This is a genomic window from Vibrio sp. Hal054, from assembly GCF_037162405.1.
Classification (GTDB): Bacteria; Pseudomonadota; Gammaproteobacteria; order Enterobacterales; family Vibrionaceae; genus Vibrio; species Vibrio diazotrophicus.
Genome location: NZ_JARLUT010000002.1, coordinates 1,348,252 through 1,370,841 on the forward strand (window position 1 = coordinate 1,348,252; position 22,590 = coordinate 1,370,841).

The following is a 22,590-nucleotide window of genomic DNA, read 5'->3' on the forward strand; positions in this document are numbered from 1 at the left end:
CCACGCTTACTTTTAAATTGCGCCCGAATGAGTTGGAATCTGTTTTCTCAAAAGAGAAAAGAGCACAGTCAAACTATGCCCTTCGTATCAGAAATTAAAGAATCATACCGCCTGAAGCCTCAATTCGTTGCCCTGTTACCCAGTCAAAACCTTCGCTAAACATAGATGAAATGATTTTTCCAATATCGTCAGCCTCACCGACACGTCCGAGAGCGGTAACCGATGACACCATCGCTTGTGCCTGTTGATTGTCACGGATTGCACCACCTCTAAAATCGGTTGCGATAGCCCCCGGAGCAAGGGTGTTCACTCGAATGTTTTTTGTCGCGAACTCTTTTGCCATATAGCGAGTCATTACTTCCACAGCACCTTTAGCCATGGCATAGGCCGCAGATCCGGGGAAAGAAAATCGCGTTAAACCAGAAGATACATTCACGATATGGCCGCCAGATTTGATTAGCGGAAGCATCTTTTGAGTGAAAACAAACGGGCCTTTCACATGGGTGTTAAACATCTCTTCGAGATCTTCAATACTCGTTTCTTCGATGGTGGCATGCAAACCGGTACCCGCATTGTTTAGCAAAAAATCGATATCAGAACGCGCAAACTGCTCTTGTAGGAGCTTAGAAAGGGAACGTTCAAATGCAGAGAACGATGTGGTATCACGTATATCGCATTGTAAGGCTACTGCTTTTTGTCCCAAGCGTTGGATTTCGGCTACGACATCCAGCGCTGCTTGTTGGTTACTGTGGTAGGTGAAAATGATATCGACCTTGTTCTCAGCCAATTTAAGCGCAGCGCTTTTGCCTAAACCACGGCTACCACCAGTTATCAGTGCAATTTTGTTCATGTTTTTACCTTTTGGGCTCAGTTGTTGGGTTTGTTTATACGTTACTCCTAAGTATTGGATTGAAAAATAGTGCCAATCAGACAACACTGTTCGTATCAAGTGAACAATAACCAGTAAGTAAACAAGGCTGATGGATAAGATAGAAACGATGAAGCGTTTTATTGCTGTTGCTCAAACTGGCAGCTTTACTCAGGCTTCCAATCAACTTGGCGTGCCGAAATCAGCGATTTCCATGTCGGTGAGCCGTTTGGAAGAGCATCTACAGACGAGGTTATTGAGACGAAGTACGAGGCAAGTTTCTTTAACAGAGGCTGGCGAACGCTATTTGTCTCAAAGTCAGAGACTGATTGACGAGCTAGAAGGGTTAGAGAATCAGTTTCAACGTGAAAGTAATGAACTGAGCGGTGTGATAAAAGTGGATATGCCAAGCCGTTTCTTTTCTACGGTCGTTGCTCCCAATCTTCATCAATGGTTCGAACTTCACCCTAAAACTCAGCTGAGATTAGTCGGTGCAGACTATCGAATTGATCTAATCAAAGAGCGTATCGACTGTGTGATTCGTGGTGGAGTATTGGAAGACAGCAATTTGATTGCGCGGCATTTGGGCGATATTGAAATGATTAACTGTGTTAGTCCTAGTTATGTTGAGAGATATGGGTTGCCAACTCAATTGAATCAGCTTGATCAGCATTTTGTTGTGGATTACGCACCTGAGCAGGGTGCACTACAGAGTGGTTTTGAGTACGTCAAAAATAACAAAACGCATTTTGTGTCAACCAAGAGCCATATCTCGGTAAGTACAACAGATGCCTATCTGTCTGCGTGTCTTAATGGTTTGGGCATTATTCAATTACCTAAATGGGGAGTTCAGGAGCAAATCGCCAAAGGAGAGTTGATTGAGGTACTGAGTGATTATGTCTGTATGCCGATGCCAATGTCGGTGCTCTACGAATCTCGACACCAGCAGCCAAGAAGAATACGAGAGTTTATTGAATGGATAAGCCATTTATTTGCGCGATTTAGCAACAATCAATCAGATACAAAGTTGTAATCTTTAGAACATTCTTTTAACTCATGGTTTATATTGATAAATTAGGCAAAACACCGAACAGCCAAGACACAGAGCAATATAGTGACTTTATGAAAATATTTAGTAATTTTGACGCGGGCAACATTGAAGTTATCAACGCTGAAAATCGTGAAGATATTCAATTGTCGATTAAACGTGATAACGAGACTGAAATTGCTCAATGGTTTTTCTTTCGAGTAGAAAGTGAAGCAAACACAGAGCATAAGTTCCGCATAATGAACCTTGCAAAATCGGCTTATCCAGAAGGCTGGGACGGTTACGATGTGGTGGCTTCTTACGATCGTGAAGAGTGGTTCCGTGTGCCTGCTTCTTATGACGGCGACAACCTGAGTTTCTCGATTCTGCCAGAGTACGATTCGATCTATTTCGCTTATTTTGCGCCGTACAGCTATGAGCGTCATTTGGACTTGTTGCATCAAGCTCAAATGCACCCGCAAACCAAACTTCAAACGCTAGGTCAAACTCTGGATAACCGTGACATCAGTCTGTTAACGATTGGTGAGCAAAGTCCTGAGAAGAAAAACATCTGGATTACTGCACGTCAGCATCCGGGTGAAACCATGGCTGAATGGTTTGTGGAAGGTTTGCTGCAACGTCTACTCGATAACACTGACACAGTCGCGAATGCTCTGCTTGAAAAAGCGGTGTTCTACATTGTGCCAAACATGAATCCAGATGGTAGCGTTCGTGGTCACCTCAGAACTAACGCGATTGGTATCAACCTTAACCGTGAATGGCAATCACCGTCATTAGAGAAAAGCCCAGAGGTTTACTACGTTCGTCAGCGAATGATAGAAACGGGTGTTGATCTGTTCCTCGATATTCACGGTGACGAAGCAATCCCTTATAACTTTGTGGCTGGTGCAGAAGGTGTTCCAAGTTACAACGAGAAAATGGCTAACCTTGAAGCTCTGTTTAAGCAAGCGTTAACCTTTATCACACCTGAGTTTCAGGATGAATTTGGTTACGATAAAGATGAACCGGGTAAAGCAAATCTGACCGTTGGTTCGAACTGGGTTGCCGAAGAATTTAAATGTCTGTCTTACACCTTAGAGATGCCGTTCAAAGATCATAACTGTCATCCTGATGAGCTTTACGGCTGGTCTCCTGAACGCAGTGTGGCCTTTGGTCAAGATGTACTGGCCGCTATTCCTGCGGTAATTGACCACCTGTAAGATACAAACCGTAATCGATAAAAGGCACGCCAGTTCTCTGACGTGCCTTTGTTGTATTGGGTCGAAATGCAGAAGTCGGATTAAGCCCATTAATTGATTTTGGTGGAGACTCGGTTTTTACCTCGGCGTTTTGCGTCGTAAAGTGCGAGGTCAGCGCGATGGTATATGTCTTCCATCCCTGTATCACTTTCAGCGAAATAACTTAAGCCGATACTAACGGAGACTCGCGTATCGGAAAGCTCTTCGTGTAACAGTGTGTTGGATACCGCATCTACCAGTCGCTCTGCAAACGCGACTGGAGAAATCTCGTCAGTATGCTTGAGAATAATGCCAAACTCATCGCCACCGAGCCGACCAATGGCGTCAGTTTTACGCACTTTGAGTTTACATATCTCTGCGACTTTACGGATCGCTTCATCACCTAGGCTGTGCCCGTAGGAGTCATTAATCCGTTTGAAATTATCGATATCGACGACTAGGAAGCAGTAGTTTTCATGATAACGCTTGAACGCATAAAACGCGTCGTTAAGCGTTTCAAACAGTTTTCTTCGATTGAGTGTTTTGGATAAATCATCCACTTCAGATTGATAGAGCAATTGCTGCTGAATATGGTATCGAGCGGTAATGTTACGAGCAACCCACACCACCGCTCTTTCGCCATAGCGTAATGATTTTAGAGGGCTGACACGTCCTTCAAAACGCAGTTCCCCAATCGGGCCCGTTGCTTCATCGACCGTATCTACATCATCAGCAGACAAGGAATATTCAAAAACTTTAATGCAATCGCAATCGAGCGTTTCTTTAATTCTATCTTTAAACCAAGTGGCCTTTTCTGCTGGAAGGACATTGTCGAGGGTTAGTCCCTTTAAAGATGATCCGTCATGGTAAAGATCGGAGTTTTCACCACCAAATATCGCCGCATAGCGACCAGATTCAGTGAGAACAAAAACCAAATCAGGCAGAGCTGAAATTACCGCAGCGTATTCTTCGCATTCATAACACTGTCTATCCATATGTTCTACTTTCACGTAGTTCCAACCCTTCCCAATAGGCCTAATCATAGGCTGAACCACTCACATTCATAACAAAAGTGGCTCAACTGTTGATATTTTAGCTCATGTTTTTAAAGTCTAAGGGTGATCAATACGTGATTTACACATACTGGCGAATCTAACCAGAATTTGTTTCGCCTGTTCTGTTTCAGCGACCTGTTCGAGCTTGCTTGTGTAGCTATCGGCAATCGCTTCTTTCAAACCTTCAACAGAATCTCGCATGATGTCGCTGGTAAACTCCGGATGGAATTGAACACCCCAAGTGCAACTGCCAGCCCGGAAGGCATGGTGTTCATCCAAATCGCTTCTGGCTAGACAAACAGCGTTCGGTGGAAGCTGCTGCACCGATTGGAAATGCACGGTTTGAGCTGCAAAGTTTGCTGGGAGTGACTCAAACAAAGGGTCATTACTCGCGCTCGGTAAACGCTCCAACTCTACCGTTCCAATTTCCAGACCTTTCGGGTTATATCCCACAGCACCACCAAGAGCTTGGGCGATTAATTGGTGACCAAAGCAAATGCCAAGAAGAGGAATTCTCTTTTCTGTGAGGGCAACGATGTCGTCTGATAATTTCAGCATCCAGTCTGTCTTTTCCGTCACCATAGAAAGTGAACCCATGATAATGACACCTGCCAAAGAATCATAAGCAGGTAAAGCGTTACGAGTACCATCTAGTAAGGTCACAGGGATATTGACCTCACTGATGACTCTTTCTGCCCAGTGTTCAAAATCACCGTATTTCTTGAGTTGTTGCTCAGGAGCCTGACCAACATTAATTATCAGTAACGTTTTCATAAATTCCTTTTTCTGACTTCCTGCTACTTTGGCTAATTTAGTGAAAACGAAATGTGAGTTCAATCGCTATTTACTGTGCTAAGTAAAAGGACTGCGGGAACTAACTTATAGCAAATTATTAGTTGCATATTACTTAGTCATCGATAATATAGCTGTTTAGACGGCTATACGTCTCTATGTTTAGGTAAGGAATAAATAAAATGAACGGATATAAAAAACTCTCTCAGTTGGGCTTAGTGGCATCTTTGGTTTTCGGTTTAGCAGCTTGTGGTCAGAAAGAGAGTGATGAAATCTCTGTTGGCGCAACAGTTGGCCCTCACGCGCAGGTAGTGGAAGCGGTTGCAAAAGAGGCAGCTAAGCAAGGTTTAAAAGTAAAAGTAGTCGAGTTTTCTGACTACATTACGCCAAACGCGGCGTTGGAAGATGGCAGCATTGATTTGAACAGCTATCAGCATCTTCCTTTCCTAAACAACTACAACAATAGTCAAGGTTCTCACCTTGTCTCTATTGGCGAATCTATCCTGATGCGTATGGGTATTTATTCTAATAAATACAAATCGTTAGAAGAGTTGCCAGAGAATGCGCGTATTGCCATTCCAAATGATCCAACCAACGGTGGTCGTGGCTTACTGCTGTTTGCTGACGCTGGTTTGATTACCTTGAAAGCGGATGCAGGCTTTAAAGCGACGCTAAACGATATCGTTGAAAACCAGAAAAACTTCGAGTTCTTGGAAGTGGATGCGGCGCAACTTCCACGTACTTTAGATGACGTTGATGCAGCGGCTATCACGATGAACTACGTAATGTCTGCAGGTCTTGATCCTAAGAAACAGGGCATCTACCTGGAATCGAAGCAAGCACCTCTAGCGGTGATGGTGATTGCAAGCCGTGAGAAAGACAAAGATAACGAAGCGTACAAAAAGTTCGTAGAAATCTACCAGTCACAAGCGATTCGTGACTTCATGCAACAAACCTTCAATGGCACTATTGAACCTGCGTTCTAATTGCCCAGATTCCCGTAGCAACGCCTGTTGCTGCGGGAAGTCAAACCTCCGCTTTGATTGTTCCTCTCTGCCTATATAATTTCTTCTCCCTTGCAATAATTTATTGTTATAACTAAAAATTCATAAAAGACTTTATCTGCAATAATTTGCCCCTATATCTTAAGAAGCTGTATATCGAATACGTAAACCAAGAGAAGGATCAACCATGGCAAGTGAATATATCCCACCAAGAGTCTGGACAATGGACAGCGAAAATGGTGGTCAATGGGCGAGTATCAACCGACCGGATTCAGGTGCTCGTTTTGAAAGAGAACTTCCAGTGGGCTCTCACCCAATTCAGCTTTACTCAATGGGTACGCCAAATGGCCAGAAGGTGACCATCATGCTTGAGGAGCTACTTGCTCTGGGTGTGAAAGAAGCTGAGTACGATGCATTTTTGATTCGAATTGGTGAAAGTGACCAGTTCAGTTCTGGCTTTGTTGCGGTAAACCCGAACTCAAAAATTCCTGCAATGGTTGATCGTTCCGGTGATGAACCTGTCAACGTGTTCGAATCCGGTAATATTCTGTTCTATCTTGCTGAGAAGTTCGGCCATTTCCTACCTAAAGAAGGAGCGGCACGTGCAGAAGTAATGAACTGGTTGTTCTGGCTTCAAGGCTCAGCACCTTATCTTGGTGGTGGTTTTGGTCACTTCTACGCGTATGCGCCAGAGAAATTTGAATACCCGATTAACCGCTTTGCAATGGAAGCGAAACGTCAGCTTGATGTGCTCGATAAGCAACTGGCAAAACATACCTTTATTGCTGGCGAAGAAATTAGTATTGCTGACATCGCGATCTGGCCTTGGTACGGCAACCTAGCACTAGGCAAAGCATACAATGCTGGCGAGTTTTTAGATGTTGAGTCTTATAAGCACGTTCAGCGTTGGGCTAAAATGATGTTAGAACGTCCTGCGGTTCAACGTGGCCGAATTGTAAACCGCACTTTTGGTGAAGAGTGGGAACAAGTCGCAGAGCGCCACAGCGCAGCAGACATTGACGCGGTATTGAGTAAGCAGCCTAAGTAACCATTTCATATTGATAAATAAAAGGGAGAGTCTGTAGAGGCTCTCCCTTTTTGTTTTATCTGCTACAACCGTTCCACTGAAATTTTTAGAGCCTTAATGACGCGTTAAGCCTAATGGAATGGCAAATTATCGGCCACACGAGCCCGTGTGGCTAAAAAGATGTGACACTTAGGTTGGAACGGCTAGAATTCTTTACTGGATGGTGCGCAACCAATGTACTGTAACAGCACATACAGGCTTTCTTGTTGCAGAGCGACTTTGCGGAATAGATCAGCGAATGTGTCATCACCGCCAAAGCAAGTACGAATATAGTGATTGATTTCAGAAGGTTGATAGCCTTCTACATACATAGTCCGAATCCAATGATATTCAACAGATTTTAAATCGGAGAGGGTGTTTTCACTTAAAGTAATATCACTGATGGGCAAGGCCATGTTTTTGTTCTCTAGGGAGGCTATTCAATTTTCTAGCATATTAAATCAGAGAAAAATGAAACTTCTATGACAAAAACTCAGGTATGACAAACATCTTAAAGCACTGAATTTAATTTTGAATTTAAACGATTGGTGCAAATAAAAAGAGCGTAATCATAATCACGCTCTTTTAACTCAATACACTACTTTTCGATGTAGGTTTTATGCACTCGTTTAGTCAGCTTGATGACGAGTTCATACGGAATCGTTCCAATGTGCTTTGATACCTGCTCAATCGGTAAATTCTCACCCCAGAATTCGACACAGTCACCCACTTTATCTTGTGAGTCAGGACCCAAATCAACGGTAATCATATCCATAGATACTCGGCCTGAAATTGGAACGATGCGACCATTAATATAAACAGGCGTGCCTTCTGGCGCAGATCTCGGATACCCATCACCATACCCCATAGCAACCACACCAATGTAGGTATCACGCTGTGACGTCCAAGTTTCACCATAACCAACAGGCTGATTGGCTTTGTGTTTGCGAACCGCGATAAGTTTGGAGGTTAACGTCATACCACAATGCAGGCCATAGGATTTACCTGTCTCGTTTTCATTCGGGCTGATGCCATACAGAGCAATGCCAGCACGCATGTAATCGAGATGAGAGTCTGACCAGTACAGAATGCCCGCCGAATTTGCCAAGGTTTTAGGGCCTGGGAAGCGAGAGGTTTGCGACAGAAACAGATCGATTTGCTTTTGTGTAGAGGCAGAAGAAAGATCATCGGCACAGCTAAAGTGGCTCATGAAGCCAACTGGACCAGATAGCTTACCTGTGGCTTCAATCTGCTCAACATAATCATTCAGTTCACACGGTTGAACACCCAGACGGTGCATACCGGTATCGAGCTTAAGCCACACCATGATTGGTTTCGCTAACGTAGCATTTTTCAGGTCGTTCAGCTGTTCTTGGCAATGAATCGCGGTTTGAAAGCCTTCACGTGAAGCGACTTCCAAATCGTTCTTACAAAAACACCCTTCAAGCAGCAGAATAGGCTGTTGAATGCCTGCATTTCTTAATTCTTGTGCTTCCTCAATACGAGAAACGGCAAATACATCCGCCTGAGCCAGCGCCTGTGCTGTTTTTACTGCGTTGTGGCCGTAAGCGTCACCTTTAATAACCGCTACAACAGGCTTGTTTCCACATTTCTTTTTTAGCAAATCGTAGTTATCACTAAGCGCTTTTAGATTGATAAGAGCTTCTGCTGTGATCATTGAATCCGTCCTAATTATTACCTTGTTTCCATTGCAGCTCAGAAATGGTGGCTTACTAAAGAGTAGCTATCATACTGAGTAATGTCTGTTTCTCCAACAGCGAGCCATCGCTCGCAGCAAAAGATTTTATACATTTATTGAATAATAAACAGACCATGCCAAGGTCTGCATGCATTTCAGTTATTACGCCTATTTTGGAGTTTTGTGTATGGATAAAACCACTGGCTGTTTTTTATTTCTAGCAAAGTGGTCTATTAGATAATCGGTAAGGATATTATTCTGTATATTTAAGTATTGTTAGTTTAATAAAATTATTGTTTTTGTAATAAAAAAGTATTGTCGATCACTATTTTTTGCAAAAGAATTTAACCTAAATACTCATTCTTATTAACTAATGACGGTCTGTATCGGTTGGAAATAGGTGGCTTATCGATTTTTTATTCGATTTCCATAAGAAAATGCAATGTTCTTACACTTCAAATTTATGGCTAGATTGTATACAAAATTGTTTATTGTTGCTCTGGATCACAAAACATGAAAATCTAAAAATATTGTTATATTTGGAGTTAAATGCCAGTGGGTTTTTTGGGCTGAATTTTAGATATAACAACTATTTGATTGGTCTGTAAGACAATCTTTCGATTAGGTACATGGATACTTTCATATATTGCTTAATTTTCTTTCACTTCCGATATTTTCTAAAAACTGCTTTGATTGAATTAAAATTCACTATTTACGCTTATTATGAATTTATAGTGCATAAAATTTTAATTTAATAAATTATTTTGAATATAAGTGAACAGTTGACCCTATTGTTGATGAGGATTTTAAACTGTAGGTTGTAAAAGAAGTCGAAATTAGTGTCTGGTCTAGATGACCAAAATGGAGTGAAAAAAGATGGAACTTAAGCAACCGTATCTATTATTTTTGGGTGATGCTGCAGATTCTCTGGCAGCTAAAGTTGCACAGGGTATTAAAACTTGGCGCCCTGAGTACTGTGTAGGACAACTGCGTCTTGAAGCGTGTAATGCTGACGTCGGTCTGCAAGACTTAACGGTGGCGCAAGCGAAAGCAGCAGGCGCACAAACACTCGTTATCGGCGTTGCTAATCGTGGCGGTGTGATCTCTAAAGAGTGGATTTCAGTTCTTATAGAAGCGCTTGAAGCTGGGATGGATATCGCAGCTGGTCTGCATAACAAATTAACAGACATTCCCGAACTTGTTGAGTGTGCGAAAAAGAACGGTTGCGCACTTTATGATGTTCGTTACCCCACACAAACTTATCCTGTTGCCAATGGTAAAAAGCGCTCAGGAAAACGTGTTCTGACAGTAGGAACAGACTGCTCTGTTGGCAAAATGTACACCTCACTTGCAATAGAAAAAGAGATGAAAGAGCGTGGTGTTGACGCTGATTTTCGCGCTACTGGTCAAACGGGTATTCTGATTACCGGAGCTGGTGTCAGTGCAGACTGTGTCGTTGCAGACTTTATTGCTGGAGCAATTGAAACCATTACACCAGAAAACGCTCCACAACACTGGGACGTTATTGAAGGTCAGGGCTCGCTATTCCATGCTTCATTTGCGGGGGTTACAACGGGTCTAATTCATGGTTCACAAGCTGACGCTCTGGTACTTTGTCATGAACCAACTCGCACACATATGCGTGGATTGCCTGACTATCAGTTACCAAACCTTAAAGTGTGTATGGAAGCGAATATTGCCACAGCTCGTTTAACTAACCCTGCGGTTAAGTTCGTAGGTGTATCCATCAATACCTCAGGTTTGAGCGAAAGTGATGCAGTGGCGTATATGGATGAGGTGGAATCAGAAATTGGTTTACCTGTTGTCGACCCGTTCCGCCAAGGTGTTGCACGTATTGTCGATAAGCTTCTGGAGCTGTAATGAAGGTAAAACTCTACACACAAAGTTGGCCAATTCGTGGCAGTTTTACTATCTCTCGGGGAGTAAAACTCAAGCTGAAACCATCATTGTTGAGATTGAACACCAAGGTCTGATTGGGCGAGGGGAATGCGTTCCTTATGCCCGCTATGGTGAATCCATCGCAAGTGTATTTCAGCAAATCAGCGAAGTTATTGCAGACATTGAAAGGGGTATCTCGCGTGAACAGTTACAACCACTTCTTCCTGCCGGTGCGGCGAGAAATGCGGTGGATTGCGCGATGTGGGATCTTGAATGCAAGCAAGACAAGCAATCGATATGGACGAAGGTCGGTTTAGCCGCCGAGCCACTCACCACAGCCTACACTCTGTCGTTAGATACTCCTGAGAATATGGAGAAAACGGCGATTGAAAATGCTGACCGACCACTGCTCAAACTCAAACTGGGTGGTCCAGAAGATTTAGCGCGTGTTCAAGCGGTTCGCCGTGGCGCACCCAACGCAAAAATTATTCTTGATGCGAATGAAGCGTGGACGGTAGAAGCCTACAATCAGCTTATTCCTGAATTGATAAAGCTGGATGTGGCGATGATAGAGCAGCCATTCCACGCCGATGAAGACTCTGTTTTGGCCTCGCTAGAGCGCCCAATTCCTATTTGTGCCGATGAATCTTGTCACGACAGAAATAGTTTGCAGAAAGTCGTTGGTTTGTATGACATGGTCAATATTAAGCTCGATAAAACCGGCGGTTTAACTGAAGCACTAAAGCTAAAAGATCAAGCGCAGTCATTAGGATTACGAGTCATGGTTGGTTGCATGGTTTCGTCTTCATTAAGCATGGCTCCCGCTTTTGTCGTGGCTCAAGGTGCTGAAGTGGTTGATCTCGATGGCCCGCTATTGCTTAGCGCAGATATCGAAAACGGATTTGAATTTGAAAACAATTCTATGTTGCCCTTTCAACAAAAGCTGTGGGGGTAGGGAGAGAAAATGGAACGAATCGTATATCTAAACGGCGAATTCGTTGCGGAAAGTGAAGCGAAAGTTTCGGTCTTTGATCGTGGTTTTCTCTTTGCCGATGCCGTTTACGAAGTTACCGCAGTACTGGGCGGTAAGCTCATCGATCATCAAGGGCATCTTGCGCGTTTAGAACGTTCTGCAAAAGAGCTCAACATCAAGCTGCCAGTGACGGGCGAGCAACTGATGGAAATTCAGCGAGAGCTGATAAAAAGAAACGCTTTGGTTGAAGGTGGCATTTATCTGCAACTGACGCGTGGCGATGAAGGTGACCGCGACTTTTCCTACAGTGATGACATCGAGCCAACTTTGGTACTGTTTACGCAGTCCCGAAGTCTGATCAACAGTCCTAAGATCCAAACTGGTATTAAAGTGATCTCGTTTGATGATATCCGTTGGCGACGTCGTGATATCAAAACAACCAGCCTATTGCCAGCCTGTTTGGCAAAACAAGCGGCTCATGCTGCTGGTGCTGAAGATGTCTGGTTAATCGAAGACGGCTTTGTGACTGAAGGTGGTTCAAGTAACGCTTATATCGTGACTCAGGAAAATGTTCTGGTAACACGTCCTTTGAGTAATGACATCTTGCATGGAATTACCCGCGCGTCTTTGATGAAGCTAGCTCAAGAGCTCAAGCTAACTATTGAAGAGCGTCTATTCACAATCGATGAAGCGTATCAGGCGAAAGAGGCGTTTATCAGCTCTGCAACAACGTTTGTCTGGCCTGTGGTCGCTATTGATGACAAGCCTGTTGGCAGTGGCAAACCGGGAGAAATAGCTCTAAAACTGCGTGATATCTACATAAAAACAGCGCAAGAGCTAGCGGAATAACATAAGCAATAATAATTACAGCGCAAGTTTGGCTAGGTACATAAGCAAAACACCCGACTTCAGTCGGGTGTTTTTTTATCCGTCAGCTTTAAGGTATTTCACATGCGCTTCCATCTCTTCACCGATTTCTGTTCGCATGTTCATCAGCCTAATTGCTGAGTTACGAAGAGCGATATCTTCTGGGGTTTCGGGTACCCACTCAGGAATTGCCGTTGGCTTACCATTTTCGTCAACAGCAACCATGATAACAATGCAATGGGTGGTTAATCGGTTTTTGAGTTCTTTTGGATCACTGGCTTGTACGTCAATTGCAATGTGCATAGAGGTTTTACCTGTGTAGATAACCTTCGCACTCACTTCTACGATATTTCCAACATGGATAGGAGCCACGAAGCGAATACCGCCAGCATAAGCTGTAATACAGTATTTACCGCTCCAAGCGGCAGAACAAGCGTATGCTGCTAAGTCGATCCATTTCATTACTGCGCCACCATGAACTTTACCGCCAAAGTTCACATCGCCAGGTTCTGCTAAAAAACGAAGGGTACTTTCTCTCTTGCCATTACTCATCGGCGATTCCTTTTACATTGCTGTTGATACAACCATAAAATGATATTTCCAACCATAAATTGATATTTGTCACAACCATAAATTGATATTGCCTATTCTTTGTCTAAACTTATGTAAGTTTACGACAATTTCATGAAAAGGTGATTTTTATGCCCTGTCAATATAATAGTTTTCCTGAAGATATTACATTCGCGTTAGAGAATGCTTTTCATAATCCAGCTCGAAAGTTGACCAAGTCTCGAGGTAAGAACATACATCGTTATGCTAGTGTCAAGATGGGGAAAAGAGTTACTGTTGAGTCAGCTTTAGAGTGTGATGCCTGTTATCACTTCGATTTTGAAAAAGATATTATTCGTTTTTGCTCTCAGCCAATTAGATATTCATATTATTATAATGACAAATGGCATACTTATGTACCTGACTTCCTTGTACAGTTTGATACGGGTGAATATGTTCTGTACGAAATAAAACCCGATTATAAAGTATCTTCACCCGATTTTCTCGATGAGTGGGACGCAAAGCAACAAGCAGCTGAGAAATTGGGATTGGAATTGGAACTGATTGGAGAGAAGCAGATAAGAGGCAACAAAACATTGTTAAAAAATCTCAAGTTGATGCATAGGTATGCGTCACGAGACCGCTTAACTGATACACAAAGTTTAGTATTAAATACTCTGAGGAACAATGGATCACAGCCGGTACAATATTTGATTCAAAAGGTTGGCATAGCAAGGAACGGAATTATGCCAGCACTGTGTAATTTGTTATCACGAAATTTGCTGGAAACCGATTTGGACTTTCCTTTATCTCTTCAATCTGAATTTGAATTAATTTCTTATGCCTAAGAAATCGTTTAGTAATTTTAATAGGAAGGCAAAACTAGATGTAGCCGCAAATCAAAAAGAAGCTGTTGATATCGATAGATCGCCAAATGATGTCTTAGCTGAAGATGCTACATATACTGATTTGACAGCATTTCCAGATCAGGTTGCGACTGAAATTACTTTTCGGCTAAAAATACTTCGATATTTAGGGAAAGTATGCGACAACATTACTGCTAAAACTATTGAACCACATCGAGTCGAATTGCAAAGGTGCAATGACAAAAAAATTCCCAGTGCTATTACAATTTACAGGTGGTGGCTAAATTTTAGTCAGTCAGATTATAATCCTACATGTCTAGCTCCCAACTTCAAAGGCCGAGGTAATCGAGAACCCAAAGTGTCAAAAATCGTTGATGCGTTGATGGAACAAGCTGTCGAGGGAGTTATCTCAGGTAAAAAAATTAATGTTAGTTCAGCTTATCGTCGCGTTCGTCGGAAAGTTCGACAGTACAATGTTAAGAACGGGACAAAACATAAGTATCCGAAATATGAGTCTCTAAGGAAAAGAGTCAACAAGAAGACCCCATTTGAAATTTTGTCTGCAAAAAAAGGGGTACGGGTAGCCAAACGAGAGTTTCGTAAGATGGGCAAAAAAATTCTTACGTCTTATGCCCTCGAAAGAGTTGAGGTGGATCATACTGTTTTGGATGTGTTCATTGTACATGAAGAATACCGAATCCCTCTAGGAAGACCTTATCTCACACAGTTGGTCGATTGCTATAGTAAAGCTGTGGTTGGCTTTTACCTAGGATTTGAGCCACCGAGTTATGTTTCAGTTTCTTTGGCCTTAAAAAATGCGATACAGCGGAAAGACTCATTGTTGTCATCATACCCTTCTGTCCAAAATGAATGGTTGTGCTACGGGATTATGGATTTATTAGTTACTGATAACGGCAAAGAGTTTTTGTCAAAAGCATTTGATGCAGCGTGTGAGACTTTATTGATAACCGTCCATCAAAATAAGGTGGAAACTCCAGATAACAAGCCACACGTCGAACGCAATTATGGAACCGTCAATACTAATGTGTTAGATGATTTACCAGGGAAAGCATTTAGTCACTACATCCATAGAGAAGGGTATGATTCAATTGGTGAGGCAACATTGACACTGAGTGAACTGAAAGAGATATATCTTATTTGGTTAGTAGATATATACCATAAACATCCAAACCAAAGAGGCACTAACTGCCCAAATGTGGCTTGGAAAAGAGGGTGTGAGGAATGGGAACCAGAAGAGTTTACTGGAACGACAGCCGAACTGGACTTCAAATTCGCAATTTTAGATAAAAAGAAACTGAGTAAGTCTGGAATAACAGTCTATGTTGACTTGACTTATAGTAGTGAACGTTTAGCTGAATATCGTGGAAATAAAGGAAATCATGTAGTTACATTTAAGTATAATCCCGAGTGTATGGGGCATATTTGGGTGTTAGATGAAGATGCCAATGAGTACTTTACAGTACCTGCTATTGACTACGAATACGCAAGTACTATTTCTTTATGGCAGCACAAATTTAATATCAAATATCAAAGAAACTTAAACTTAGCTGAATATGATGAAGATGCTGAAATTGATGCGGAAATACGAATGGAAGAAGTGGCAGAAGAATCTATAGTTAAAACCAAGAAAATAAGAAATAGGCGTCGTGGTGCCAGATATCAAGAGAATACTGAAAGAGCAAATTCTCAGAATCAAAAGTCACTTGAAAAAACAGAACAGGGGCATCATCAAGAAGAAGACGTTTATGACGAAAATGCTTGGGGTATTGATTACTTATAAGGAAGTAATTTTATATGGATGATAGTAGGGAGATTCGAATTGCTAGAGCAAAAAAAGCATTTGTTATAACTCCAAGCGTAGCTAAGGTTCTAAGGTATATGGATAGGTGCCGAGACTTTTCAGATATGGATTCAGAGCCTACTTGTATGATAGTTTATGGAGCATCAGGAGTAGGAAAAACAACAATAATTAAAAAATATTTGAAGAAAAATGAGGGGGATTCTGATATTGATGGGGATACTATTCCAGTAGTTCATATAGAGCTGCCGGATAATGCGAAACCAGTCGATGCTGCAAGAGAATTGTTGTTGAACATGGGGGACCCACTTGCCCTGTTCGATAAAGACCTAGCTCGGTTAACTAAAAGAATCGTTGAATTAATTCCAGCGTTAGGTGTTAAACTGATTATTATCGATGAGTTTCAGCATTTAGTTGAAGAATCATCAAATAAAATTCTTACACAAGTTGGAAATTGGCTGAAAGGAATATTAAACAAATCGAAGTGCCCAATCGTACTTTTCGGAATGCCATATTCTAAGCTTGTATTGCAAGCAAACTCCCAGCTTCATGGTCGGTTCTCAATTCAATTCGATTTGCGCCCCTTCAGTTATCAAGAAGGTGAGGGAACATTCAAAACATTCTTACAACACCTTGATGAAGCATTACCATTTGAAAAACAAGCTGGTTTGGCTAAAGAGGGGCTACAGAAAAAACTATATGCCTTTTCACAAGGCAATATGCGCTCTCTTCGGGACCTTATTTATCAAGCATCGATTGAAGCTATCGATAACCATCATGAGTCAATAACTAAGGATGATTTTCTTTTCGCGTCTCAGCTAACTTCTGGTAACAAGCCAACCTTTTGGAAGAATCCATTCATAGAAGGCGTCAAAGTCACCAAAGATATGTTACGGTCTCCACCAAGGAGTATTGGGTGGGAAGACTACTATCAGCAAAATAACAGCCGTAAAAAGAAAGGTAACGGTCGGCCGGATTTATTTGATTAATAATCGGTATCTATTAATTGGCTTCCGATTGTTATGCTAAATCCCAACAAACGCCTCAATAACCCGTTCTCTAAAATGCCCCAGAGTGAATGTCCTATAAGGAATAGACTCTTCGCTACCAATTTGTACACTGGTATCGCTGGTATTCCATTTGAGTTCCTCTGATTTCACTGTGATACTAACAGTGGCTGATGAGTTGTCCGTTTCAAGTGAATGTGCGTCTTCTGCCTCTTTGCCCTCTGGTTGTTTTATATAAAGACAAGACTCAGGAATATCCTGCTCAATTTCTTCAGCAAATTTCATAAGGTTCTCTTCGGCAAACGTATATAACCAAGCCTCTTGATTGTAGCCATCTGTGATTCTTAAAATACGTCCCAATACTTGGCGAAAATACAACTCAGTGCGGATATTACTCAAATGGCAACAGACTTGTAGCCTTGGTATGTCAGTTCCCTCACTGATCATTCCAATACTGATAATCCAAGGAGAGTGTCCATTTTTAAATTGTTCAATAATGCTTTGAGCATTCGGATCATGGTAAGAAACCATTATGCTAGATTGCTTTAATTCTTCGTTAAGAATTGTTTGAATTTGTTTTGCGTGTACTACGGACGAAGCAACGATAAGCCCAGCAGCATTGAGGTTTGTTGTTCTAATCGAATGTAGCTTATCTACCGAAAGCTTGAGAATATGAGCTAATGCATCACTATCTTCTAATATGCTGGAATAACTGATCTTTTGTTCTTTAAATAAGGCCTGAATAGAAGTGTAAGATTTACGTTCATCTGGGCTGGTATATTGCAGTTGTTCGTTATCAACTAACACCAGTTTCGGCTTACGACATACTTTGTCAGAGATGGCCTGCGCTAAGGTGTACTGAAAATCACAGATAATTTTTCCTTCGGGATCGCTATATGAGCTTAGAGATATTGGCAGGTTATCAGAGCGCCAAGGCGTGCCTGTAAGTGCTAATGTGTATGTGGCTGCTTTTTGAACTTTTAGAATGATCTGCTCACCCCAAGCATTGGCTTCAGATAGTGTCTCACCTGAACAATGGTGGATCTCATCGAATATCGCTAACACTCTATACTTTGAAACCGTTTCCCAAAACTGTTCATCAACATATTGAATAGCTTGATAAGTTAGTGAGGTTCCCAATGAACCTAGCTTGCCATTAAACGGACATTTTAAGATGCGGGAAAAGGTTTCTGTAAATCCGTTTGCAACATTTACTGAGGGTGAAAAGCAAATGATCAGATCAATCATATTCTCATCTAGCAATAGTTTGCTCACGTGGGCAGCCATTACAGTTTTACCAGCTCCGGGAGTAGCTTGAGTAAGATAGTGTTTGTTGCCTGATTTGTATTTTTCTAAGGCTTGTCTGATAGAGTTATGTTGCCACTTTCGAAGCATTAAGCTGCCTCCGATTGATATAGTGCTATTGTTTTCGTTATAGCGGTTATCTGCCCGGTTAAAGTTGCAGAATGCTGTGTTGACTCTTTATGCAGTTTTCTTACCTTTTGCATATTTCGGAGCATTCCGATCAGTCATTTCGGGGTTATCCGATCACCCATTTCGGTTTAAACCGATCACTGATTCCGCGATTATCCGACCACTTTTAGCCTAACTCCGAAATCGGTGATCGGAATAGCGAAAACTGCGTTCGGAATGCCCGAATCCCTTCCTTTTTCTCTTTTAAATCAATAGCTCGCTATCCTTTACTTCTTAAATTAGAAGGTAAGGAAGTGACCATGGCCAAAAAGAGAACTCCAATGAACAAAATCAAAGAGGTATTACGCCTAAAGTACGACTGCGGTCTCTCAAATCGCGATATTGCTTCGTGCCTGAAACTCGGCCCATCCACCATATCGGAACTCCTTACTCGCTTTAAACAAAGCCAACTTGGCTGGCCTCTACTCGAAAGTTGCAGCGACACAGAACTCACTCAAGCACTGTATCACGGTAAGAAAGCCAGTCGGGATAAAGTCATGCCAGACTTCACTCTATACGCTGTCGAACTTAGACGTAAAGGCATGACGAAGATGCTGCTCTGGCAGGAATATCATGAGCAATATCAAGAACAAGCTTACGCTTACACTCAGTTTTGCGAACACTTCACTCGTTGGTTCAAAACCCAAAAGCGCAGCATGCGCCAACTTCATGTGGCAGGTGATAAGCTATTTATCGACTACTGTGGGCCTCGGCTTCAGGTGGTCAACCCTGACACAGGAGAAGTGCGCGAAGCGGAAGTGTTCGTGGCGACTTTAGGTGCATCGAATTACACCTACGTTGAAGCCTTCCCTAGTCAAGGGAAGTCCTACTGGCTAGAGGCGCATGCTAATGCCTTCGAGCACTTTGGTGGTGTACCACAACTCTTGGTCCCCGATAATCTACGTAGCGCAGTTACCAAAGCTAACCGTTATGAGCCAAGGCTTAACGACAGCTATCAAAAGCTGGCGAATCACTATCAAACCGCAGTGATGCCAGCTCGCCCTTACAAACCGAAAGATAAAGCCAAGGCAGAGAATGCCGTGCTCCTCGTCGAGCGCTGGATCATGATGCGGCTGAGGCACCAAACCTTCTATACCTTCAAAGAACTGAACCTCGCCATCCGCGAGCTTATGAATGACTTAAACGACCGTGAGATGAAACAGTATGGCGCGAGTCGTAAAGCTCTGTTCGACAAACTCGATAAGCCTGCATTAAAGCCATTACCTAAGCAGCGTTACCTATATACCGAAACTAAACGAGCCAAAGTTGGCCCTGACTATCACATCGAATATCGTCGTCATTACTACTCGGTTCCTCATCAACTTGTTGGTCATCATGTCGAACTAGAAGCCTCTAATCGTCTGGTGCAGATCTACCATCAAGGTAACTTGGTCTCCCAGCACCCACGTAGCCAAAGAGAGCGCGGAAACAGCACCCAACCAGAGCACATGCCAAGCAACCATCAACATCAGAAGTGGTCGCCTGGACGCTTACTCAACTGGGGAGCCAATATCGGCCCAGCCACACGAGAAGTCGTCAATAAGATGCTGAACTCAAAACCTCATCCAGAGCAGGCATATCGTGCTTGTCTGGGACTACTCAGTCTAAGCAAATCCTATGGCGGGTCGCGCTTAGAGCAAGCCTGTAAAGACGCACTGATGCTGACAAAACCCAACTACACCTTCATCAACAATTTACTCAAGAACAATCGTGAAGGGCAACTGAGTAAAGATAAAGCGAGTACGCCGAACCTTGTTCACAGCAATGTTCGTGGCCCGAACTGTTATCACTAGGAGAAAGGATATGAACGCACTGAATGACCAACTTAAAACCCTTCGCTTGAGCCATGCGGCGAAAGCGTTAGAGCAGCAACAAGAACAACTGACCACTTACGCAGAGTTGAACTTCGAGGAACGGTTAAGCCTACTTCTGGAAAGCGAGATCTTGAATCGCAATCAGACCAAAATCCAACGCTTAAAACGACAAGCGAAGTTGAGAGTGGATGCTCAACCGAGCCAACTCATCTACAAGGAGGGGCGAAACCTCAATCGCAAACAGATGAGCGAACTTCTGACGGGTAGTTATCTGCACAAACACCAGAACATCTTGGTCACAGGCCCAACGGGCGCAGGCAAAACGTATCTTGGCTGCGCACTGGCCACCAGTGCCTGCGACCAACAACAAACGGTTAGGTACTATCGATTAACTCGCTTGCTTGATGACCTGACCGCAGGACGTTTAGATGGTAGCTATCAAAAGCAACTTCAATCGTTGGCTAAGAAAGTCTTACTGATCCTCGACGACTGGGGGATGGAAAAACTGACTCAAGAGCATGCGGGTCACTTATTAGAAGTGCTTGAAGATCGCTATCAAAACAGCAGTACAATCGTCATCAGTCAGTTACCAGTAAAGGAGTGGTACAACATGATCGGCAACGCCACCGTCGCGGACGCGCTAATGGATCGGCTGGTACACAATAGTCATCGAATAGAACTGGGAGGTGAGTCAATGAGAAAACTGGCACAATCCGATCACTTAGAGTAAAAATAAGAAGAGAGAAAAACGGCAGGATCAAGTGTTCGGAATAAACCGAAACGAGCGATCGCAATCACCGAAATACGCAACCTTTTCCTGAGTCTGTGGAAATTTTTCCATAATTGAACGATATTCGTCCATCTCCGCAATCAGTATTGCGAGCTCTGCATTAAGTCTGCTCCGTATTTTCTCTAGTTCACTTAGATAGAGAGTTGGTTTCAATATATTGGGAGTGCTAGCTTCATTTCCGTTTTGGTCTTCGTTCGTTTCAATATTGAATTGACCAAACAAGTGAGTCTTACGAAAGACTTTATTACGATGGGTTCCCGTGCTCGTTAATAGTCCTTGCTTAACCATTGCATTAAGCTGTCTAGATACAAGTGAACGTACATTGTCTTTGTTTTTAATTTGCATACTAGAAGCTAACAGTAGATCTCGAATTTCGGGAATTTGAAATTCCTCCATGTCAGGTTGAATTAGGATATCAATGATGTCTGGGTGAACAGTAAAGACTTTTGGCACGTATAAACTCTCAGCAATTGATAAGAATATTTAAAATTAAATGCGGATTATAATCCGTGGTAATGTATGCAGCAAGAACCGATAGTCTTTCTTTTTAATGTACGTTTGAAATGAAAGACTTAGCGAAAAAATTTGGTCACAATGTCCGCTCTATGCGGAAAGACAAAGGTATTTCACAGGATAAATTGGCTTTAACGGCTGACATTGATCGTAGCTATGTAGGACGAATTGAGCGAGGTGAAGTGAACATCACACTAGAAAAAGTCTATCAGATTGCAACTGTTCTTGGTTGTGATGTTCGAGAGCTTTTACCGTAAGAAAACTGGTAGAAGCTCTGAGATTGTTGATTTGATAGTCTACCTATTCGGCAGTATTCGTTTTTTGGCAGAGCCGGGAGATGTAAATTTATTATCAGCTACTTCGCAGTAGTATTGAGGATTATAATCCTCAATCTGCGCTAAAGCAAACAGCTAAAGGGTCAGCTGTTTGGAAATGATAATAGTATTGATTTTTCAAAGCTATCTACCTACTCGGCAGTACACTGCCCTGGATCACCAAATAAACCTTTTTAATAATTATCAGCTACCTACTCGGCAGTACACTATTACCGATTTAATATTAGTCCATAAATATCAGTTAGTTAATATTTATTATACTAATGTGCCCTTTTAAATTTAATGCAATGTTATAGGCACTAAAATCAATAGGTTATGAAGAGGATTTAGAAATAAGGTTAAATCAAAGGTACAAGCTGTAACGAATTATCTGTATTGCCTAGCCCATAGCTGCTAAACGTTCCTGTATCTATAGTATTTTCTAGTTGTTCCATTTGTATGTTTAGCCGGAATTTATTGCCACCGCTGCTATCTTCTTCAAGTGAGTGGTAGCTCTGGAATTCGTGAGTAGTGTTTTTGGAATAAGACGTTGGGTCAAATATCTCGCCACGTTCTAAGGCTCTTCTTTCAAGCCTTTTTAGTCCCCTAGCTTGGCCCGCAGGTGTGGATTTGTCTATAGATTGTTTACGTTTGAATAGAGCGTAGGAACAATCGTCTGGGACGATTTGAGCTGTGGATATACTAAAGTACCCAAGTTTTGTCATTTGTGTGAAATACCTTCGTGACAACAAAAAATCTAATTCCATTTTGTTGGTACTGACAAATGTTATTTTTTGTCCCACTGTTTCTTGGTTCCAGAGTGGGAATGAGATACCAATTGACCTAGTTTTGTATTCATAATTAAAAGAATGTAATTCCTTTAAGCACTTAGCAGCTATAGCTTCATTGTTTCTATATTCAGGCAAAAAGGTGATAGTTTTATAGTACCAATCCATG

General features: G+C 42.3%; 22 protein-coding genes. 13 read left to right on the top strand and 9 right to left on the bottom strand.

Features of this window, described 5'->3' with window-relative positions; genetic code table 11:
- Positions 1–94: 94 nt before the first annotated feature.
- Positions 95–850 (bottom strand): SDR family NAD(P)-dependent oxidoreductase, encoded by a 756-nt coding sequence (locus P4S58_RS22075; RefSeq protein ID WP_337165765.1) that lies wholly within the window; start codon positions 848–850, stop codon positions 95–97.
- A 130-nt stretch (positions 851–980) separates the two neighbouring features.
- On the opposite strand from P4S58_RS22075, the gene P4S58_RS22080 reads away from it, so the two are divergent.
- Together P4S58_RS22080 and P4S58_RS22085 are read left to right on the top strand one after the other, a co-directional pair.
- Positions 981–1,901 (top strand): LysR family transcriptional regulator, encoded by a 921-nt coding sequence (locus P4S58_RS22080; RefSeq protein WP_337165767.1) that lies wholly within the window; start codon positions 981–983, stop codon positions 1,899–1,901.
- An 89-nt stretch (positions 1,902–1,990) separates the two neighbouring features.
- Positions 1,991–3,115: a M14 family metallopeptidase gene (locus tag P4S58_RS22085; protein ID WP_337165768.1), complete on the top strand. Its 1,125-nt coding sequence runs from the start codon at positions 1,991–1,993 to the stop codon at positions 3,113–3,115.
- An 89-nt stretch (positions 3,116–3,204) separates the two neighbouring features.
- Here P4S58_RS22085 and P4S58_RS22090 read toward each other — a convergent pair whose 3' ends face one another.
- Positions 3,205–4,128 carry a diguanylate cyclase gene (locus tag P4S58_RS22090; RefSeq protein ID WP_112403436.1) on the bottom strand — a complete coding sequence of 308 codons (924 nt, stop codon included), beginning with the start codon at positions 4,126–4,128 and terminating at the stop codon, positions 3,205–3,207.
- Positions 4,129–4,245: 117 nt separating this feature from the next.
- Positions 4,246–4,962 carry a glutamine amidotransferase gene (locus P4S58_RS22095; protein WP_337165769.1) on the bottom strand — a complete coding sequence of 239 codons (717 nt, stop codon included), beginning with the start codon at positions 4,960–4,962 and terminating at the stop codon, positions 4,246–4,248.
- A gap of 200 nt (positions 4,963–5,162) precedes the next feature.
- On the opposite strand from P4S58_RS22095, the gene P4S58_RS22100 reads away from it, so the two are divergent.
- Complete coding sequence (locus P4S58_RS22100; RefSeq protein WP_337165771.1) at positions 5,163–5,966, top strand: MetQ/NlpA family ABC transporter substrate-binding protein; 804 nt, start codon at positions 5,163–5,165, stop codon at positions 5,964–5,966.
- 205 nt (positions 5,967–6,171) lie between these two features.
- The gene (gene yghU / locus P4S58_RS22105; protein ID WP_102939636.1) at positions 6,172–7,032 is read left to right on the top strand and encodes a glutathione-dependent disulfide-bond oxidoreductase; all 861 of its coding nucleotides are present in this window, start codon (positions 6,172–6,174) and stop codon (positions 7,030–7,032) included.
- A 182-nt stretch (positions 7,033–7,214) separates the two neighbouring features.
- On the opposite strand, the gene P4S58_RS22110 is transcribed toward yghU, so the two are convergent.
- On the bottom strand, positions 7,215–7,466 hold the full coding sequence (locus tag P4S58_RS22110; RefSeq protein ID WP_042481480.1) for a hypothetical protein: 252 nt from the start codon (positions 7,464–7,466) through the stop codon (positions 7,215–7,217).
- A 182-nt stretch (positions 7,467–7,648) separates the two neighbouring features.
- The gene (gene alr, locus P4S58_RS22115; RefSeq protein ID WP_337165774.1) at positions 7,649–8,728 is read right to left on the bottom strand and encodes an alanine racemase; all 1,080 of its coding nucleotides are present in this window, start codon (positions 8,726–8,728) and stop codon (positions 7,649–7,651) included.
- Positions 8,729–9,625: 897 nt separating this feature from the next.
- Between alr and dgcN the strand changes: the two genes are divergently transcribed.
- Genes dgcN through P4S58_RS22130 form a run of 3 tightly spaced genes read left to right on the top strand, consistent with a single transcriptional unit; the run spans position 9,626 to position 12,470 of the window.
- On the top strand, positions 9,626–10,630 hold the full coding sequence (dgcN, locus tag P4S58_RS22120; protein WP_337165776.1) for an N-acetyltransferase DgcN: 1,005 nt from the start codon (positions 9,626–9,628) through the stop codon (positions 10,628–10,630).
- A complete protein-coding gene (dgcA, locus tag P4S58_RS22125) occupies positions 10,605–11,603 on the top strand; it encodes an N-acetyl-D-Glu racemase DgcA (protein ID WP_443089028.1) in 999 nt (332 codons plus the stop codon). Before dgcN ends, dgcA begins: the two co-directional genes overlap by 26 nt.
- 9 nt (positions 11,604–11,612) lie before the next feature.
- On the top strand, positions 11,613–12,470 hold the full coding sequence (locus P4S58_RS22130; RefSeq protein WP_337165777.1) for a D-amino-acid transaminase: 858 nt from the start codon (positions 11,613–11,615) through the stop codon (positions 12,468–12,470).
- A gap of 75 nt (positions 12,471–12,545) precedes the next feature.
- Here the strand turns inward: P4S58_RS22130 and P4S58_RS22135 are convergent, their stop codons facing one another.
- Positions 12,546–13,040 (bottom strand): acyl-CoA thioesterase, encoded by a 495-nt coding sequence (locus P4S58_RS22135; RefSeq protein ID WP_102953652.1) that lies wholly within the window; start codon positions 13,038–13,040, stop codon positions 12,546–12,548.
- 149 nt (positions 13,041–13,189) lie between these two features.
- Here P4S58_RS22135 and P4S58_RS22140 point away from each other — a divergent pair, with 149 nt between their 5' ends.
- From P4S58_RS22140 to P4S58_RS22150, 3 genes are read left to right on the top strand one after another with little or no spacing between them, the layout of a single operon-like run.
- The gene (locus tag P4S58_RS22140) at positions 13,190–13,885 is read left to right on the top strand and encodes a TnsA endonuclease N-terminal domain-containing protein (protein ID WP_337165780.1); all 696 of its coding nucleotides are present in this window, start codon (positions 13,190–13,192) and stop codon (positions 13,883–13,885) included.
- A complete protein-coding gene (locus P4S58_RS22145; protein ID WP_337165782.1) occupies positions 13,878–15,704 on the top strand; it encodes a Mu transposase C-terminal domain-containing protein in 1,827 nt (608 codons plus the stop codon). Before P4S58_RS22140 ends, P4S58_RS22145 begins: the two co-directional genes overlap by 8 nt.
- A 14-nt stretch (positions 15,705–15,718) precedes the next feature.
- The gene (locus P4S58_RS22150; RefSeq protein WP_337165783.1) at positions 15,719–16,711 is read left to right on the top strand and encodes a TniB family NTP-binding protein; all 993 of its coding nucleotides are present in this window, start codon (positions 15,719–15,721) and stop codon (positions 16,709–16,711) included.
- 36 nt (positions 16,712–16,747) lie between these two features.
- Here the strand turns inward: P4S58_RS22150 and P4S58_RS22155 are convergent, their stop codons facing one another.
- Complete coding sequence (locus tag P4S58_RS22155; protein ID WP_337165784.1) at positions 16,748–18,124, bottom strand: DEAD/DEAH box helicase; 1,377 nt, start codon at positions 18,122–18,124, stop codon at positions 16,748–16,750.
- 338 nt (positions 18,125–18,462) lie between these two features.
- Here P4S58_RS22155 and istA point away from each other — a divergent pair, with 338 nt between their 5' ends.
- Together istA and istB are read left to right on the top strand one after the other, a co-directional pair.
- Positions 18,463–19,995, top strand: coding sequence for an IS21 family transposase (gene istA / locus P4S58_RS22160; RefSeq protein ID WP_337162938.1), 1,533 nt, complete (start codon positions 18,463–18,465; stop codon positions 19,993–19,995).
- 10 nt (positions 19,996–20,005) lie between these two features.
- Positions 20,006–20,746 (top strand): IS21-like element ISVch3 family helper ATPase IstB, encoded by a 741-nt coding sequence (istB, locus tag P4S58_RS22165; RefSeq protein WP_337162940.1) that lies wholly within the window; start codon positions 20,006–20,008, stop codon positions 20,744–20,746.
- 27 nt (positions 20,747–20,773) lie between these two features.
- On the opposite strand, the gene P4S58_RS22170 is transcribed toward istB, so the two are convergent.
- Entirely contained in the window at positions 20,774–21,259 is a 486-nt protein-coding gene (locus P4S58_RS22170) for a hypothetical protein (RefSeq protein ID WP_337165785.1), read from the bottom strand.
- A gap of 110 nt (positions 21,260–21,369) precedes the next feature.
- Here P4S58_RS22170 and P4S58_RS22175 point away from each other — a divergent pair, with 110 nt between their 5' ends.
- A complete protein-coding gene (locus P4S58_RS22175; protein ID WP_038887775.1) occupies positions 21,370–21,576 on the top strand; it encodes a helix-turn-helix domain-containing protein in 207 nt (68 codons plus the stop codon).
- Positions 21,577–21,992: 416 nt separating this feature from the next.
- On the opposite strand, the gene cas6f is transcribed toward P4S58_RS22175, so the two are convergent.
- The gene (gene cas6f, locus P4S58_RS22180) at positions 21,993–22,589 is read right to left on the bottom strand and encodes a type I-F CRISPR-associated endoribonuclease Cas6/Csy4 (RefSeq protein WP_337165788.1); all 597 of its coding nucleotides are present in this window, start codon (positions 22,587–22,589) and stop codon (positions 21,993–21,995) included.
- Between the last annotated feature and the right edge of the window lies 1 nt (position 22,590).

Excerpts from the sequence above, each read along its gene's own strand:
- P4S58_RS22080 (WP_337165767.1), top strand. The coding sequence starts at position 981 with ATGGATAAGATAGAAACGATGAAGCGTTTTATTGCTGTTGCTCAAACT.
- P4S58_RS22155 (WP_337165784.1), bottom strand. The coding sequence starts at position 18,124 with ATGCTTCGAAAGTGGCAACATAACTCTATCAGACAAGCCTTAGAAAAA.
- P4S58_RS22130 (WP_337165777.1), top strand. The coding sequence starts at position 11,613 with ATGGAACGAATCGTATATCTAAACGGCGAATTCGTTGCGGAAAGTGAA.
- cas6f (WP_337165788.1), bottom strand. The coding sequence starts at position 22,589 with ATGGATTGGTACTATAAAACTATCACCTTTTTGCCTGAATATAGAAAC.
- dgcN (WP_337165776.1), top strand. The coding sequence starts at position 9,626 with ATGGAACTTAAGCAACCGTATCTATTATTTTTGGGTGATGCTGCAGAT.
- alr (WP_337165774.1), bottom strand. The coding sequence starts at position 8,728 with ATGATCACAGCAGAAGCTCTTATCAATCTAAAAGCGCTTAGTGATAAC.
- P4S58_RS22090 (WP_112403436.1), bottom strand. The coding sequence starts at position 4,128 with ATGGATAGACAGTGTTATGAATGCGAAGAATACGCTGCGGTAATTTCA.
- P4S58_RS22085 (WP_337165768.1), top strand. The coding sequence starts at position 1,991 with ATGAAAATATTTAGTAATTTTGACGCGGGCAACATTGAAGTTATCAAC.
- P4S58_RS22135 (WP_102953652.1), bottom strand. The coding sequence starts at position 13,040 with ATGAGTAATGGCAAGAGAGAAAGTACCCTTCGTTTTTTAGCAGAACCT.
- P4S58_RS22145 (WP_337165782.1), top strand. The coding sequence starts at position 13,878 with ATGCCTAAGAAATCGTTTAGTAATTTTAATAGGAAGGCAAAACTAGAT.
- P4S58_RS22175 (WP_038887775.1), top strand. The coding sequence starts at position 21,370 with ATGAAAGACTTAGCGAAAAAATTTGGTCACAATGTCCGCTCTATGCGG.
- istB (WP_337162940.1), top strand. The coding sequence starts at position 20,006 with ATGAACGCACTGAATGACCAACTTAAAACCCTTCGCTTGAGCCATGCG.
- P4S58_RS22095 (WP_337165769.1), bottom strand. The coding sequence starts at position 4,962 with ATGAAAACGTTACTGATAATTAATGTTGGTCAGGCTCCTGAGCAACAA.
- istA (WP_337162938.1), top strand. The coding sequence starts at position 18,463 with ATGGCCAAAAAGAGAACTCCAATGAACAAAATCAAAGAGGTATTACGC.
- yghU (WP_102939636.1), top strand. The coding sequence starts at position 6,172 with ATGGCAAGTGAATATATCCCACCAAGAGTCTGGACAATGGACAGCGAA.
- P4S58_RS22100 (WP_337165771.1), top strand. The coding sequence starts at position 5,163 with ATGAACGGATATAAAAAACTCTCTCAGTTGGGCTTAGTGGCATCTTTG.
- P4S58_RS22140 (WP_337165780.1), top strand. The coding sequence starts at position 13,190 with ATGCCCTGTCAATATAATAGTTTTCCTGAAGATATTACATTCGCGTTA.
- P4S58_RS22110 (WP_042481480.1), bottom strand. The coding sequence starts at position 7,466 with ATGGCCTTGCCCATCAGTGATATTACTTTAAGTGAAAACACCCTCTCC.
- P4S58_RS22075 (WP_337165765.1), bottom strand. The coding sequence starts at position 850 with ATGAACAAAATTGCACTGATAACTGGTGGTAGCCGTGGTTTAGGCAAA.
- P4S58_RS22150 (WP_337165783.1), top strand. The coding sequence starts at position 15,719 with ATGGATGATAGTAGGGAGATTCGAATTGCTAGAGCAAAAAAAGCATTT.